This window comes from Desulfurococcus sp. (assembly GCA_026626905.1).
Lineage (GTDB): Archaea > Thermoproteota > Thermoprotei_A > Sulfolobales > Desulfurococcaceae > Desulfurococcus.
This window is the reverse complement of sequence record JAPNUX010000008.1, coordinates 144412-159451: the sequence shown is the minus strand read 5'-3', so window position 1 is coordinate 159451 and position 15040 is coordinate 144412. Positions and strand designations below refer to the sequence as shown.

The 15040-nt window shown below is 47.6% G+C and carries 17 protein-coding genes and 3 tRNA genes; 6 read left to right on the top strand and 14 right to left on the bottom strand.

The features are described 5' to 3' along the window. Position 1 precedes the first annotated feature (1 nt). From OWQ48_06880 to OWQ48_06820, 13 genes are all read right to left on the bottom strand, one after another. On the bottom strand, positions 2-304 hold the full coding sequence (locus OWQ48_06880) for a monovalent cation/H+ antiporter complex subunit F (protein MCY0868924.1): 303 nt from the start codon (positions 302-304) through the stop codon (positions 2-4). Then, positions 273-746, bottom strand: a complete 474-nt coding sequence (locus OWQ48_06875; GenBank protein ID MCY0868923.1) for an NADH-quinone oxidoreductase subunit I — start codon at positions 744-746, stop codon at positions 273-275. Before OWQ48_06875 ends, OWQ48_06880 begins: the two co-directional genes overlap by 32 nt. Before the next feature lie 5 nt (positions 747-751). Further along, on the bottom strand, positions 752-1870 hold the full coding sequence (locus OWQ48_06870; GenBank protein MCY0868922.1) for an NADH dehydrogenase subunit D: 1119 nt from the start codon (positions 1868-1870) through the stop codon (positions 752-754). Then, positions 1845-2858 (bottom strand): NADH-quinone oxidoreductase subunit NuoB, encoded by a 1014-nt coding sequence (gene nuoB / locus OWQ48_06865; GenBank protein MCY0868921.1) that lies wholly within the window; start codon positions 2856-2858, stop codon positions 1845-1847. The genes OWQ48_06870 and nuoB overlap by 26 nt, the downstream gene beginning before the upstream one ends. A 1-nt stretch (position 2859) precedes the next feature. Next, on the bottom strand, positions 2860-4416 hold the full coding sequence (locus tag OWQ48_06860) for a proton-conducting transporter membrane subunit (GenBank protein MCY0868920.1): 1557 nt from the start codon (positions 4414-4416) through the stop codon (positions 2860-2862). A gap of 103 nt (positions 4417-4519) precedes the next feature. Then, complete coding sequence (gene sfsA, locus OWQ48_06855) at positions 4520-5257, bottom strand: DNA/RNA nuclease SfsA (protein MCY0868919.1); 738 nt, start codon at positions 5255-5257, stop codon at positions 4520-4522. 122 nt (positions 5258-5379) lie between these two features. Beyond that, a tRNA-Gly gene (locus OWQ48_06850) sits at positions 5380-5455 on the bottom strand. 51 nt (positions 5456-5506) lie between these two features. After that, positions 5507-5581: transfer RNA gene (locus tag OWQ48_06845), tRNA-Glu, on the bottom strand. A gap of 80 nt (positions 5582-5661) precedes the next feature. After that, positions 5662-6195: an inorganic diphosphatase gene (gene ppa, locus OWQ48_06840; GenBank protein MCY0868918.1), complete on the bottom strand. Its 534-nt coding sequence runs from the start codon at positions 6193-6195 to the stop codon at positions 5662-5664. A gap of 77 nt (positions 6196-6272) precedes the next feature. Further along, entirely contained in the window at positions 6273-6689 is a 417-nt protein-coding gene (locus tag OWQ48_06835; GenBank protein ID MCY0868917.1) for a hypothetical protein, read from the bottom strand. Between the two features lie 75 nt (positions 6690-6764). Next, positions 6765-7646 carry a succinate--CoA ligase subunit alpha gene (gene sucD / locus OWQ48_06830; protein MCY0868916.1) on the bottom strand — a complete coding sequence of 294 codons (882 nt, stop codon included), beginning with the start codon at positions 7644-7646 and terminating at the stop codon, positions 6765-6767. A 4-nt stretch (positions 7647-7650) separates the two neighbouring features. Further along, the gene (sucC, locus tag OWQ48_06825; protein ID MCY0868915.1) at positions 7651-8784 is read right to left on the bottom strand and encodes an ADP-forming succinate--CoA ligase subunit beta; all 1134 of its coding nucleotides are present in this window, start codon (positions 8782-8784) and stop codon (positions 7651-7653) included. A gap of 153 nt (positions 8785-8937) precedes the next feature. Next, positions 8938-9022, bottom strand: a tRNA-Leu gene (locus OWQ48_06820). Between the two features lie 215 nt (positions 9023-9237). Here OWQ48_06820 and OWQ48_06815 point away from each other — a divergent pair. From OWQ48_06815 to OWQ48_06790, 6 genes are read left to right on the top strand one after another with little or no spacing between them, the layout of a single operon-like run. Beyond that, positions 9238-9822, top strand: a complete 585-nt coding sequence (locus OWQ48_06815) for a flavin reductase family protein (protein MCY0868914.1) — start codon at positions 9238-9240, stop codon at positions 9820-9822. A 36-nt stretch (positions 9823-9858) separates the two neighbouring features. After that, complete coding sequence (locus OWQ48_06810) at positions 9859-10542, top strand: phosphoribosyltransferase (GenBank protein MCY0868913.1); 684 nt, start codon at positions 9859-9861, stop codon at positions 10540-10542. A gap of 1 nt (position 10543) precedes the next feature. Continuing rightward, positions 10544-11365, top strand: coding sequence for an S-methyl-5'-thioadenosine phosphorylase (locus OWQ48_06805; protein ID MCY0868912.1), 822 nt, complete (start codon positions 10544-10546; stop codon positions 11363-11365). After that, positions 11335-12258: a hypothetical protein gene (locus OWQ48_06800; protein ID MCY0868911.1), complete on the top strand. Its 924-nt coding sequence runs from the start codon at positions 11335-11337 to the stop codon at positions 12256-12258. The genes OWQ48_06805 and OWQ48_06800 overlap by 31 nt, the downstream gene beginning before the upstream one ends. 37 nt (positions 12259-12295) lie before the next feature. Further along, positions 12296-12625, top strand: a complete 330-nt coding sequence (locus tag OWQ48_06795) for a hypothetical protein (protein MCY0868910.1) — start codon at positions 12296-12298, stop codon at positions 12623-12625. A 3-nt stretch (positions 12626-12628) separates the two neighbouring features. After that, positions 12629-13519 carry a RimK family alpha-L-glutamate ligase gene (locus tag OWQ48_06790; protein MCY0868909.1) on the top strand — a complete coding sequence of 297 codons (891 nt, stop codon included), beginning with the start codon at positions 12629-12631 and terminating at the stop codon, positions 13517-13519. A gap of 38 nt (positions 13520-13557) precedes the next feature. Here OWQ48_06790 and OWQ48_06785 read toward each other — a convergent pair whose 3' ends face one another. Further along, complete coding sequence (locus OWQ48_06785; protein MCY0868908.1) at positions 13558-14841, bottom strand: hypothetical protein; 1284 nt, start codon at positions 14839-14841, stop codon at positions 13558-13560. Positions 14842-15040: the final 199 nt, after the last annotated feature.

Here is a 15040-nt window from a genome sequence, read left to right as displayed (position 1 = left end):
GCTAGCCCTCCCTCCTCTCAAGGTATCTTGCAACCAGGATATCGAGGAGCATAACCCATGCAGCCAGCGGTATGACACCTATCAGGAGCATTGATGACTTATAGTAGAGTGCTATGATAACCAGCAGCACAATTAGATCCACGGATAAAGCGTCAACAGCTAGAACAGCGTCAGGTAGGGTTTTAGAGGTTAGGGCTCGAGCAACATAAATAACCATGGCGACTGCAAACAACCCGGTTAGAATAGGGAGGAAGAACTCGAGCAACCCGTAGTCAACCATGTTGAACCACACCCCCTTTCTCACTCCTGTAAACCCTGCTGTAGGAGTCAATGAAGATCTTCCTCTCAACTGATATACTCCCAATCGGCTTAAGCTCCTGCGGCTGCTTTAAGAGCCTTGATTTATCAGGAGTGAAGAGCTCGAATCCTGCCGCGGAAGTCATTGAAAGGGCGTCAAAGGGGCAGTACTCGACGCATAAGCCGCAGTAAGTGCACTTGTTAAGATCTATTCTAGGGAACCGCTTCCGCGGGTTCTGAGGGTAGTCTCCTTCAACTACAACCATGTCTATTGATGCAGCCGGGCACACCTGCTGGCACATAGAGCACCCAGTACACTTAGCCATATCGAGGACGTGAGCTCCCCGTGTCACAGGGCTTCTATAAGGCTTATCAATTCTTGGCACCTGCCTCGTGTAGGGCTTTCTCAAGAGGTATTTAACTGATTCAATAATAGATGAAGCCGTCACTGCTCTCACCTATCCAAGTCAGGTGAACACGGGTCAAGGGAGGCTAGTAGTACAGGGAAGTCGGCTATTGTGACTTCATCACGGCTTACAATGTAGTCTACAACAGTAGTGAGCAGGGGCATTGACATGCTCTTCAATCTAACCCTATAGGGTCTTCTACCTCCAGTGCTCACAATGTGAATTAAGTATTCTCCTCTAGCTGTCTCAACTCTCGCTACACCTTCACCTGGAGGCGCTGTTAATGGAAGCTTCACTCTTAAGCTACCCTCAGGCTGTATTCTCTTAACACTCTCACGAATGATCTTCAGGCTCTCATATATCTCCCGGAATCTAACCATGCTTCTATCGAATGCATCCCCTGTTGAGCCTACTGGTATATCGAAGCTTACTTTACTGTAGTTCAAGTAGGATGGATTCCTCCTTAAGTCGTAGGGGAGCCCGGTAGCCCTTAACACAGGCCCTGTTACACCTAGCTCTAATGCCTCCTTAGAGCTCAGCTTTCCTAAACCCTTTGTTCTAGCCTTGAACACGCTGTTTCTTAGCAGGGCGGATTCAACCTCTCTAACCCTCTCCTCAACGAAGTCTGCGACTCTCAATGTATCTTCAATAAAGGACTCCGGGAGAGGATACCTGATGCCTCCCGGCACGCTTATATTATGGTATATTCTATGGCCGGCTAGCCTGTAGAACCACTTCAGTATCTCCTCACGTGCAGCTATAGCCCAGAAGGCAGGAGTCCTCAACCCTGTGCTTCCACCTATAAAGTGAGTCCAGAACAAGTGGGAGGCTATCCTAGAGAACTCGGCTTGAATCATCCTAACGTACTTAGCGTTCTCAGGCACTTCAATCTTATGTATTTTTTCAACAGCCATAGCGAAAGCTATTTCAAGAGGGTCGGGGTCCTCCACGCAGAACCTGTAGCTTAACACGATATTCATCTCCCATGTCCTATTCTCCATCATCTTCTCGAATCCACGGTGAAGGAACCCTGGTAGTAGCTCGGCTTTAACGACTCTTTCACCGTCTAGTAGAAGCTTAAACCCTACGTTGCCTGGCGCACCTGGATGCTGGGGGCCGAAGTATACTTCCACAAGCCTGCTACCTGCCATACTTGTACCCTCCATACATGGTTTTCACAACGAAGTCAGCGGTATTCACGTCCCTCCGTAGAGGCGGAGGACCTTCCCAGTTGCCTTCTAGAATCCATTTTCTAAGGGAGTTATTACCCTTGAAGACTATCCCCATGAACTCGTAGACTTCTCTCTCAATGTAGAGGGCTAGCGGGTAAATGTCGCTAACTGTATCTATCTCGGGTGCTGCTCTCCTAACATATGTTTTAACCCATACCTGGGATGCATTTGATGGATTCTCAAGGATATAGTATACTTCGATGACTCCTTTCTCAGGGTAGTCTACAGTGTTAATGTTCACGAAGAGCGTGTAGCCTTTACTCTTAAGCTCTTCTAAAACTCCTCTAATCCTGGATGGATCTACTGATGTCCTACATATCTTCAGCTCCATATCCTCTTCGTAGCACTGGGGGTATGTCTCCTTGAAATCATAGTTCAACGGCTTAGAAGCCTCCGCCTTCATCTTCTCCTCGTACTCGCTTCTCCACTTTTTCTCAAGTTCCTCCCACTCAGCAATCTTCTTGAATGCATCAGGCTTGATCCTCGAAATATAATTCTCGAGGCTCCTCTCGCTGAGGCTCCTTCTCATGTATTCTATCATAGCTAGGTAGTCGTCTGGTGCTGGCATGCAGCCGGGAACCCATCCCTCCACCTCAACGAAGTCATCCAGCCTCTTGTATGTAGCGTAGCTATCCCAGTATAATCCACCGGTAGACGTGCAGTTGCATCCAGCTAGTACGAATCTAGGCTCAGGGACCTGCCTGTACATGTTTAGGAAAAGCTTTACAGTCTTCTTCGTTAGGTAGCCCATGCCTACGTAGATATCGCTTTGACGGGGTGAAGGTGTAGGCATGTAGCCGTATCTCTCCCAGTCGAGGGGAGTCATTACTAGTGGCGGAAACTCCACTGCACCGCAAGCCGAGCAGTAGTGTATCATCCAGAGGCTTCTAGCGTAAGACCACTTGGCAAGTTTCTCCAGCATTTCACCCACCTCCAATTATAGCCTTGAAGGCTTCTAGAACATAGTTTAATCTACCATGTATGAGAGCACTTGAAGCAGGCTCGATGAACCCATCCCTGAGAGGCATGTAGGCTACGCCGAGGGCTAGCACTAGTAGAGTGAACAGCAGGGTGTAAGCCTTGATTAACCCGTCAGGCTTAGTGGATTCACTATCATAGGCAAGAATGGTGGCTGAGACAGCTTTAATAAAGCCTGCTAGAGCTAAACCACTCCCTAGTAGAGCTACTATCAGTGATAGAATTAAGGTTGGATCCCCGCTGATGTAATTCAACAGCACGCTGTATAATTCTAGCTTAGCTGAGAAGAGGATTGTAGGGGGGATCCCTATGACTGCTAGTGCTCCGGTAGTAAAGCCTAACTGCATCACCCTGCTGCCCCGGAAAACCCCTTTCAACTCGTCTAGGCTGTCCCCTCCCCGAGTATAGGCGGCCCAGCCACTCGAAATAAATAAGAGTGGCTTGACTACTGCATGAGCCACCACATAGGATAATACTACTCCTACACCAGCTTCACTGAGAGATGAAGCTATAGCAATATACCCAGTGTCAAGTATCACGCTGTATGATATCATCTTCAAGAGCCTCTTAGAGTAGATTAAGCCGAAGCCTCCGACTAGGATTGAAGCTATACCAGCCAGCCTTAAGAGAAGAGCTACTTCACTAGGTATAGTAGAGTAAACTGTATAGTAGAGTCTCAAGAGGAGATAGTATCCAACAGCCTCAGCAACCCCTGCTAGAAGCCCTGCAACAGCTGGAGGAGCACTGCTGTAGGCGTCAGGCAGCCAGAAGTGGAGTGGTGCGAGGGCTTCTTCAGCTATAAGACTCCATGTCATGAGGATTAAAGGAAATAATACTGCTGTTTCAACTGGGAGAACCGAGTATTCTGCTCTACCAATAATGAATCTCGGGTCAATACTCCATAAAGCCAGGTAACCCATATTTAATGCTCCAACAGCAAAGTATAGAAGTGTAGCACCGAGAAAGTATACTAGGCCTGTCACAAAAACTAGAAGGCCGTATCTAAGGCTAGCAAAGTAAGCTTTAATATCACCTTTCAGCGCGAGGAGCCCAAGCATGGATATCGTGAGAACCTCGAGCATTACAAAGGAGTTGAATACATCGCCAGTATAGGTTACACCAAGCAGTCCCGCGATCAATCCGAGGTAGAGTGCAACACCATACTCGTTTAAACCAGGCGTAAAGTACTTTAGTAGAGGATAAATGAGGAGTGAGAGAAGGGCTACAACCAGCCCTATGCTAGCTGAAAACAAGTCTACCTCGTAGGATATACCCACTAGAGGTGTGAAACCTCCAAGAGTGTAGAGTAGTATCCTCTTTCCTGCCTCAATGTACACTACTATTGAGGCAGCTGCAGTGAAAACTAGGAATAAGCTACCGTAGATCAAGGTTACAATCGTCTTAACGCCTAGAACTCTGAGTAAAATACTCGTGAAAGCCCCGCCTATTAGAAGGTAGACTGTTAAAGCAGGCAGTAAATCAACAGGTAAACCTGAAAGCATTAGGTTCACCCAACCTAACATTCATTTAAAACCCTAGAGGCCAGTATATAAACCTTATTCTCCCGTTCAATAATGTAAGAATAGTATAGAGACGATTATACCATCAAATATCACTACACTCACTACACAAGTCTACATGCAGGTCGGGATCCTCGAGCATAATGCTCAAGCTGATTGGATCGAAGTATATTGAGATAGACTTGAAGAGTAAACCCTTAGAGAGAGCCTCCCATGCAGTCCTCCCGATCAGCTTATCCTCACGGCAGTAGAGCCTGAATCCTTTTGCTCCAGGTATACTTGCAACGAAGACAACCATGGTTTTAAAGCCTTTTGAAGCTAGATCACCGAGCACTCTGATATGCCTCCTCCCTCTCTCAGAGGGGGCGTCAGGGTAGCCGGCATACCCGTTGAGATCTAGGATAGCGCTCTTAAGCTCCACGTACACTTCTCTACCTCCACATTCAAGCTGGTAGTCTACGATGATATCACTGATCCTCTTATTCCTTCCAGCCACACTACAATCCTTCAGCCAGGGGATCAAGCCTTCCTCCACTGCTCTAGCGAAAGCTTTCTCCTGCGTCAAGGTATCTAGCACAGCAACTCCGCCATCCACGTAGACACCTAGAAGCCTGTAGCCTAGCCTGCCACTCTTAGTCTCCACGAGGAAACCCTTCACACCCGGCTTCAGCACGTTGAGAAGCCTCCCTGTATTGTTGAGGTGGGCTTCAAGCATGGTCCCATTAGACTCTACGAGAACAGTGAAACGGTTCAATCTCCGGAGGAAGATGCACTCACTAAGGGAGCTCAGATTAAACGATAAAATAGTTTTCACGAGTTGCATCCTCCAGCAAACTCTATTGAACCCTGTAATATCGTTCAGAAATAATTAACTAAGCCGTATTATTGACCTCCTTTCTTGGAATCATGTTCATTACTACTCTTCCCTTAGGATTCTAGGAGGAGTGCGGCGGCCAGGATTTGAACCCGGGATTTCCGGCGTGGCAGGCCGGCGTCCTAGTCCAGGCTAGACGACCGCCGCATCTAGTAGTGGGTTAGGTTGTGGTGTGTCTTATAAATTTATCTTGTGAGTTGCCGCCGCCGGGATTTGAACCCGGGTCACGGGCTCGAAAGGCCCGCATACTTGACCGGGCTATACTACGGCGGCTTAACTAGTGAATGGAATTCTAGTGAGGGCTTTTAAATATAGGTGAATGGAGCGAGGCTTGTAGAGTGTCCGCAGTGTCGTTAAGCCCTGCTTCTTGCTCTCTCAATAGCTTTTCTAATCCTATCTAATGCCTCGCTTCTACCCTTCCAGCCTATAACTTTAACCCATTTCCCTGGCTCTAGCTCCTTGTAGTGCTCGAAGAAGTGCCTAATTCTCTCTCTCACTGCTTCCGGGAGGTCCCATACATCCTTGATGCTGCTGTATCTTGGATCTATTTTTTCAGCTGGGACAGCTATTATCTTAGCATCCCTGCCTTTCTCATCCTCGGTTTCCAGGACGCCTACAGGTTTAACTTTTATCAGGGAGCCTGGTAGCAGAGGGTCGCTTGAGACTACTAGAACATCGACTGGGTCTCCATCCTCCTCAAGGGTTCCTGGTATAAAACCGTAGTTGAAGGGGTAGACCATGGATGTATAGAGTACTCGATCCACGACTAGTATCCCTGTCTCCTTATCTAGCTCGTATTTCACGCCGCTGTTGACAGGTATCTCTACTATAACATTGACTTCCTCGGGGGCCTTGGAGCCTGGCCCCAGCTTATCATATGCAGTCATATACTTCACCTACACCTAAGTAAACTAGTTTAGGGATGAGTAGCATCCAGGTAAAAAACTTGAGAGTGTTATTTCGTCTAGGAGAGCCTTAGGATTATTGTGGAGGGTACTCCTTCTTTAATGACAACTGTTATCCTGCCTGGCGCCTCAATGCTCGCCCATGGCTCGAGATTCTTTCTCAGGTTCTGGAGTGTTAGTATCGTGGAGTTTATCTTCTCTATGGCTTCCTCGATGACTCTGAGCTCTGTTATAGGATCTGGGTTCACCAGTATCTTAGCGTCCTTTAAGTCTACTTCCCTACCTGATGAAGCTACTTCTTCTCCTATGAGACCCTTCAGCATCTCTCTCAGCTTCCTAGCCTGCTCGGCTTTAACGCGGGCATCCTCCAGTTTCTTGAGGTTCTCGGCTAGCTGCTGCTTGAGGAATGATATAGTGTCATCTATGATCTTTATGACATCTCTGAACGATGAAACATCCCTTATAGCTAGACTCAATTCTTCCACCAAGCTTAGATACTGTAAACAATGATAAATAAACTTTTTATATTGAATTTTCACCGCACTCGTAGTCTACCAGCTTCTGAGAACCCTGTCTAGTAGAACAGGTATTTGAGATGGAGTATCGGCTACTGGTATCCCGGCATCCTCGAGGCTTCTACGCTTAGATGCATAGTCGCCTACACCCATGGATATTATTGCACCTGCATGCCCCATTCTCTTGCCTGGTGGAGCAGTCCTCCCAGCTATGTAGGCTACAACAGGCTTCCTCGAGCTGAGCTTGCTGTAGAATCCTGCGAATCTCTCCTCTGCATCTCCACCTATCTCTCCGATCAGTACTATGGCATCTGTACCGTTATCCCTGATGAACATTTCAGCCACCTCGGTGAAGTCTAGTCCTGTAATCGGGTCTCCTCCAAGCCCTACTACAGTTGACACTCCATGGCCGTGCTTAGATATCTCCCTTGCTATCTCGTAGGTTAGAGTACCGCTTCTCGAGACAACTCCAATTCTACCCGGTTTGAAGACGTGGGATGGCATTATTCCAAGCTTGGCTTCACCTGCTGTTATAACCCCGGGAGTGTTAGGTCCGATCACCATGACACCACGGCTTCTAGCATAGTTGATGAATTTCAGCTCGTCGTGGAGGGGGATGCCTTCTGTTATCACGACGATTACTCTAATGCCGTTGTCGACTGCCTCGTAGACGGCTTCACTCGCGAATCTTGCGGGCACGAAGACAATGCTTGCATCCACGGGGCCCTGCTCTGCAACAGCCTCCCATATAGAGTTGTAGACTGGGATTCCGTGAACGTATGCGCCTCTTTTACCTGGAGTTGTACCCGCGACTATCCTAGTACCGTATTCAAGCATAAGCTTGGTGTGAAAGCTACCCTCTCTCCCTGTTATCCCTTGAACTAGAACTCTAGTTTTAGAGTCCACTATTATACCCATTAACTCACCCCCCAGCTAACTCCACTGCCCGCTGAACTGCGTTATCCATCTCAGTGTAGACGTCTATGCCGTGCTCTGCTAGTATCCTCCTCCCCTCTTCTTCATTAGTGCCGAGCATTCTCACAATAACAGGCTTAGATACACCTATCTCTCTTAACGCTTCTACAATCCCGCTTGCCACTTCATCACACCGTGTTATCCCCCCAAATATGTTGATGAGGACTACTTTAACCCTTGGGTGAGCTAGTATAATCTTGACAGCCTCCCTTACTCTATCGCGTGTAGCTCCCCCGCCTATATCAAGGAAGTTTGCTGGTCTACCTCCGTAGTGGAGGATTGCATCCATTGTAGCCATAGTCAACCCGGCTCCATTGCTTACTACTCCTACATCTCCATCTAACTCCACATAGTTGAATCCCAGCTCCTTTGCTAGCTTCTCGTAGTATGATGCATCCCTGCCGTAAAGCTTCTGGAGCTCTGGTCTTCTGAATAAGCTGTTATCATCTACTATTATCTTAGCGTCGAGAGCTACAAGCCTCCCGTCACACGTGTAGGCTAGAGGGTTGAATTCAACGAGCTCGGCATCATAGTCCACCATAATCCTGTACATAGCTTTCATGATGTTATCGAGTGCTGCTAGCTTATCCCAGGGGAGGTTAAGGAATGCTAGAGCCTGCCTAGCCATGTACCCCATGTACCCTGTGAAGACGTCCACAGGGATTCTAAGTATTCTATCAGGGTATCTTCTAGCAAGCTCTTCTACCTCAACTCCACCCATCCCGGATACCAGGTATACTAGTTTTCTTGAAGCTCTATCAACAGTCAGTGAGAGGTAGAGTTCTCTCTCAATGCATACAGCTTCTTCTACAAGCAGCTTTTCAACTCTCTCACCTTTAATATTCATTGATAGTATCTCTCCAGCCTTGACTCGTACATCCTCGAGGCTTCCAGCCTTCCTTACTCCTCCCGCTAAACCTCTACCTCCAACGAGAACCTGAGCTTTCAGCACTACTTCTTTAGAGCCAAGCTCCATGTAGGCTTTCACAGCTTCTTCAACGCTACTAGCAAGTATCCCTTTAGGCACACTAATACCATATTTTACCGCTATATCCTTACCCTCGTACTCGTAGAGCTTCATGAGGGGATCCCAACTCACTGGTAAGCTAGCTAGACGTATTTAACCGTCTGGGAGGGAGTACTGCAGTAAAGCCCGGGGTGTATTAATCCACAGCCGCTAGGTTTAGCAGGCTATTCTACTTTACTGCAACATGGAATCCAGGAGTATTTGTAGTGCGGGGGGTGGGATTTGAACCCACGCAGGCCTACGCCACCGGGTCCTCAACCCGACCCCTTTGGCCAAGCTCGGGCACCCCCGCACTACTCGTGATGATAGTAGTAGAGAAGGGTGGTTTTATAGTTTATGGCTGGACTCTCCGCTTTCTACGATGACAGTTGCTACGGGATTAATCAAGCAGGGTGGTGAAGTCGTCTTGAAGCAGGCTTGAGAGTACCCCACAAAGTCTTTCCAGGGTGATAGGAGTACAGCTATAATCTAGAGTAGTGATCACCTCAAGTACACGGGGTGGTCTAAGTGTACGTTGAGATCGAGCCTGGAGACTACCATGTTCTACATCCAAGACCAGTATACTTGATCGCTTCGAGGAGCTCTACTGGGAGGCTTAACGTTATGGCTGCGTCATGGGTTACACCCGTCTCCGACGAGCCATTCCTCATAGCTGTCTCGATATGGAAGGGGAGCTTAACTTACAGAAATGTGAAGGAGACAGGAGAGTTCACTGTGAACGTACTGAGCAGTGAACACGTGGATCTAGCCTATAAGGCTGGAAGCGTGAGTGGTAGAGATATTGATAAGTGGAGCATGCTGGGGTTGAAGCCTCTCCCCTCAAAGCTCATTAAAACCCCAGGCGTGGATGGAGCTCTAGGAGTACTCGAGTGTACTGTTGAAGGCGAAGTACCGGTAGGAGAGTCAGTTGTCTTCATAGCTAGCGTTAAAGCTATCCGCGTGAAAGGAGACCTCTACGCTAAGCACGGCTGGGATCTCAATAGAACTAGCATACTAATGCATATGCATGGAAGAGTATTCACGAGTAGTGGAAGAGTAATTGTAGCTGAGAAAAGGTGGGGAAAGGCTGATAAACCAGGTGGAATGGCTTAAAAGCCGTCAAGTAGTATCGTGTATTCTGTGATAGAGATGCCTAGAGTTAAAGTGCGCCTCGTCGAATGGAGTGATATAGTTGACTGGTCTAGAAAGCTAGCTGAGAAGATAAGGGAGAGCAGCTTCAAGCCTGATCTAATTGTAGCAGTCTCGAGAGGCGGGTTTGTTCCAGCTAGGCTGGTATGCGACTTCCTAGGCGTAGAGAACCTGGCGAGTATTCAAAGCCAGCACTGGACTGAGGCTGCGAAAGCTAGCGAGAAGGCTATCATAAAGTACCCGTATAAGATAGATGCAAGCGGGCTGAGAGTACTAGTCGTCGACGACATAGTGGATACAGGCGATACATTAAAGCTCGCCAGAGACTACATTCTGGAGAACTGGAATCCACTGGAGGTTAAAACAGCAGCCCTCCAGTGGATAAGCACTGTAGCTAAGTTTAAACCAGACTACTACTACCTGGAGGTTAGAGAGTGGGCTTGGTTCCAGTACCCCTGGACTAGAGTAGAGGACACCTACCAGTTCATTAAGAGGATGATGAGCGAGGCTCTCAAGGAAACTGGTAAACGCGAGTGGAGCTTTAGCGAGATTGTAGAGGGTTTCAGAGAGTGGTATGGGGTGGATGTAGGAGAGGCATACTACAGGGAGGCATTAAGGATACTAGTTGAAAAAGGCTTTGTAAAGTATTCTCCTGGAGAGGGCAGGTACGTGGTGAGCTTGTAGTATGCTCGTGGAGCCGCCTGTTAGAGCCGAGATAGCAGTTATAGGAGGGAGCGGAGTATACAATCTCCCAGGACTCTCAAACATAAGAGAGTTCAAGGTTTACACTCCCTATGGTGCTCCAAGCGACAACTTAATTGTAGGCGAGTTGAAAGGCAGGAGAGTAGCATTTATTCCAAGACATGGGAGAGGGCATAAAATACCTCCTCATAGAGTCAACTACAGGGCTAACATATGGGCTTTAAAGAGTATTGGAGCCAAGTGGGTTATATCAGTCTCCGCAGTAGGGAGCTTGAGAGAAGACTTCAAGCCAGGAGACTTCGTCGTGCCAGACCAGTTCATAGATATGACTAAAGGGGTAAGAGACTTCACTTTCTTCGAGGGAGGCACTGTTGCACATGTTAGCGTCGCTGATCCATTCTGCGAGTGCCTCAGAAAGAAGATTCTCGAGGCTGCAAGCAGGCATCCAGATATAAGGATCCATGGGAAGGGAACATACATATGTATAGAGGGACCTAGATTCAGCACTAGAGCTGAAAGCAGGGTTTGGAGGGAGGTATTCAAGGCCGACGTAATCGGCATGACCCTAGTCCCCGAGGTCAACCTGGCATGCGAGGCACAGCTATGCTACGCCACCATAGCAATGGTGACAGACTACGATGTATGGGCTGAGAAGCCGGTTACAGCTGAGGAAGTAGTTAGAACAATGAATGAGAATGTTGCAAAGCTGCAGAAGCTACTCCCGGAGATCATAGGGATCCTACCTGAGGAGCCGAGTAGAGAGGAGTGTAGTTGTTGCAGGAGCCTGGAGACAGCTTTAATGTAAAATGGTACTTGGAGAAGCTGGCTGGAATCGAAGAGGAAGCCCGGAGGATCTCAGGCATAATAAGGAATTTTTTGAGAGAAGAAGGTTCGAGCAGGCTTATAATATCCTACAGCGGTCACGGCTACCTGCCTGCATCATGCATGTTCTGGCATATGGTGACAATGAATGAGGAGAGCTACCCGCTGATAGCTGATGCAGTATCCACGTCAGTTCTCATTCTAGCCTACAGGGATCCAATACCACTAGTAGTGTTCTCACCGGTATTTCGACCCGAACTATTCAATCTACTACAGGCTTCAAGAATAATGAATCACCCATACATAGCCTTGATAGGCGAGCCAGTTGATGAAAGAATACTGAGGCTTCTAAGAGACTACAGGGTTGTATTCGCTAGTGCACGCGATGAGCTGGATTCATCGCTAGTAATGGCTATGGCCTCCTACCATGCTTTAGCTGAAGCTTATAGTGGCAGGCTGGCTCGGAGAGGCGAGAGGATACTAGCACATAGTAGAGAAGGATTCACGCCGGTCTTCGAGGAGATGATAGGTGCATACAGAGAGGTTTTCTCAGGAATCCTAGGGTCTCGGGAGCTGACGGTATCATCGAGTAGACTTCTCGAGTCCTCATCCATATACCTCGTTGAAGCCTTAAGGAGGAGAGGTGTTAGAGCAGCCTACGAGCACCCGGAGCTTGTCTCAGGGCATGGTAGCGTGCTGCTTCTCGGGACTAGCGTGGAGGAACACTATCTCAAGGAGGTTAAATTCAAGCTTACTGCTAGAGGGCTCCGAGTAGTAGACTTAGTGTTCAACACTGACCCTATTGAAGCTAACATATACTTGGCTATGATAGCTGACTACATTGCGTCAGCTAGTGGTTCAACCACTGTATTTTAAAGCTTCACTTCTAACCTTATATTGTGAGATGACGGGTATGAGTAGAGCAATCTCTAGGAGACTACCCCACCTAGCGGGTCTTGGGGTCTTTACAGGGGTGCTTGTTGCTATAGTAGACTTGAGTCTCTTAAACGTGGTGATCGGGCTGTCAATTTTCACTGCATCAATACTCTACTTCTATAGCTACACGCGCCAGCCCATCAGTCGAGAGGAAGTTAGAAGCGTACTCCAGGTGATATCGCTACTAGCAGCTCTAGGAGCACTGCTAGGCGCAGTAATCTCAAGGGGCGCCCTTGATTCGAGTCTTACAGCTGCTAGCATTATTCTTACATCCCTAGTTACAGCTTTGATAGCCAGGGGTGCGTGAGTTTTGAAGATAGCTGTAATAGACTACAAGAAGGAGCCTAAAAGGAGCTCACTCGAGCTAATAGAATCCATAGTGAAGCATGGACACGAGCCAGTATACTTGAAGACACCTCTACTCGACGCAGTAATATCTCAGAGCGGTGTTAAAGTATATCATTCTACCGAGGAGGTTGTAGTCGACGCTGCTGTTCTAAGAGGAGTAGGCTTCGCGATGAGCCTCGAGATCCTGATGAAGAGGATAGGTGTTCTAGAAGCACTTGCATCAAGGATCCCCGTGGTAAATAACCCGTTAAAATCTCTTATAGCTAGAGATAAATGGATATGCCTGCTCCGATTACACTTAAACGGCCTCCCTGTACCGGAAACCCTGGTGACAGAGAACCCCTTTGCTGCTATGAGGTTTAGCAGAGATAAGAAGAAGGTGGTTTACAAGCCTCTCATGGGTAGCCTAGGGCTTGGAAGCACGCTTATAGAAGACCCTGATCTAGCATTCAACGTCTCAAGAGGCTTAATCAGTATCGGGCAGCCAAGCTACTACCAGGTCTACCTAGAGAAACCCGGCTACGACTACAGGGTCTTCGTAGTAGGAGATAGAGTTATAGGAGCAATGAAGCGTGTTAGCACGCAGTCATGGAAGACTAATATAGCGCAGGGGGCTGGTGGAATACCAGTCAGGGAGAGCGAGGAGCCGTACGTATACGAGCTCGGCTTGAAGGCTGTGAAGATACTGGGGTTGGATTACGCTGGAGTAGACGTAGCTTACGATAAAGCATCAGGGAGATACTATATACTGGAAGTAAACGCTTTCCCTCAATGGGAGGGCTTAAGAAATGCTACAGGCGTGAACCCGCCAGACTACATTATTGAGTATGTGGAGGAGAAGGCTAGAAGGTAGAAAGAGAAAAAATATTAATTAGGGAAACTGCGTGTAGTTTAGTCTTCATCCTCCTCGCTGATGTTGTAGACTGATCTAGAGAACTCCTCTCTAATGTTTAATCCGTGTCCACCAGACTGCTGTAGCCTGTTCTGCAGTTCCTCTAAAACCTGCTGGAGTAGCTGTAGACCTGTAGCGTTTGTTCTAGAGTGGATTTCCTCGGCTAGTTTGAGAATGTACTCTTTCAACTCTCTCTCCTTGAACATCTTCTTGAAGCCAGGGTGCTCAGAGAGCTTGTCGAGTGCTTTAGAGACTATTTCAGCAATTACTTTAGCTTCTTCTCGACGTCTCTCCTCAATTCTAGATCGCACTTCCTTAGTGTACTCCTTTACTATATCCTTAACTTCTTTTACTTCGCCGCGCTGTATTCTTGCTTCTATTTCAGCTCTTATCTCAGCTGGAAGCTTCTCTATCAGCCCCTTCATTACTGGAAGTGGTTTCGGCTTGAAGACCTGCTCGTACTTCACGTAGTAGATGAATACTGTTTTCACTAGAGTACTGTAGGCTTTAACATAGCTCTCGTAGCCGGAGACTGCGTGCTTGAATGCTTCTTTTAAGCTGCTTTCATTTAGATACTGCTGGGCTTCCGCGATCTTCTCGTCGCCTCTCTCAATCCAGAGAGCTACTGGGCTTGTGTTAATGTCTTTTCCACTAGTGTAGTTGACGGCGTTAAGCAGGATGCTCTTTAATTCTGAGGCTGCCTGCACGATGGCATTAATAGTGTTAGGTGTTATAGTGTAGTTTTCACCGAGATTGCTCTTTATAACCTTTGCTAGGACTATGTGAGCGAATGCTGGGGCATGACCATAGTGGATGGCTGCTACAATAGCGAAGGTTGCTGCTCTACGAGTAGCATTACTCTCACTTAAATTCAATGCTCTCTCAAGGAATTTATCACCTAGGTTTAATGTTACATTAGCTACCGTGATATTGTGTTCTAGCTCCCACTGGAAGAGCTCGTATGTTATATTCCTCATGGTGTACGCTAGATCGATAGCTCTACTGAGATTGACTAGTGGGATAACTAAGTCGACTGTGCCATTTCCAGCTTCAACTTCATCTTCTACTTCAACTTCTACCTCAACTTCATTCTCATCCTCTACTACTGTAGTATTAGTGCTAGCCGTAGTGTTAGCAGGGGTTGACGTGCTAGTAATGGGGGTATCTACTGTAGTTGCCGTCGTGGTGCTACCAGCAACTAGCACAGGCATGAATACTGGATAGAGTACTGCTACAGCTAGAGCTGTTAAGGCTAGTAACCCGATCAATCCTGCAGGCTTCACCTGTCTCACCCAGGGGTTTATACGCACACCGTTTAAGATAAGGGCTAGTCTGAAACGATTCCTGCAACTGTTCCAGCCCGTTGAAACCAAGCTATCTATTGCAGAGTACATGGGAGCCTGATATTTACTCCACCGTGCTTGTCTCTCCAACTGAGACTTGAGGCAACGGGAGTAAAACCGCGAAGGATACCAGTTGTTG